The organism is Bacillus sp. PPSBB_11 (assembly GCF_038023285.1).
GTDB lineage: Bacteria > Bacillota > Bacilli > Bacillales > Bacillaceae > Bacillus > Bacillus altitudinis.
Genome location: NZ_CP150633.1, coordinates 823,077 through 823,628, shown reverse-complemented (window position 1 = coordinate 823,628; position 552 = coordinate 823,077).

Here is a 552-nt window from a genome sequence, read left to right as displayed (position 1 = left end):
ACGCACACGCTCAGCCGCGAAGAAAATGGCGATCCAAGCACGTATTAACGCGATTCAGGCACGCCTAGACGAACTACCGAACGAAACTTTCGAAGCTCGTCGGGATCTAACACGAGTAGCACAGGCGGTGGCCGCGTATGTTTGACGACTTCCTAATGTACTTCGCATTCGTCGGCAGCATCGCGACTATCATTATCGGTGGCATGTACTGGTCGCTTCTACGCGAAGAGAAACGGACTAAAGGCGGCGAATGACCGCCGACGCTCGGAGAATACCGGGGCGTTCGTTAAGTAAAACTGTCGCGTCGCTATGCCGTGCGCGGGCGGCGTCTCGGGCGCAGATACCGGTGTTTTGCGAGGGTCAAACCCTAAAACAAATTAACGGAGGTAATCGGATGACAAAGTACACTAGCGGAGCTGACGCTCTAAACGCATTGAACGCAACAAATGAAGGAGGCGGCGGAGGTAATAGCGCCGAGTTTGCGAGCTTCAAGACGGGCACGGTTTATAAGGTACGCGTTATGAGTGCTTTCGATCTAATTCGCTTCTTTTC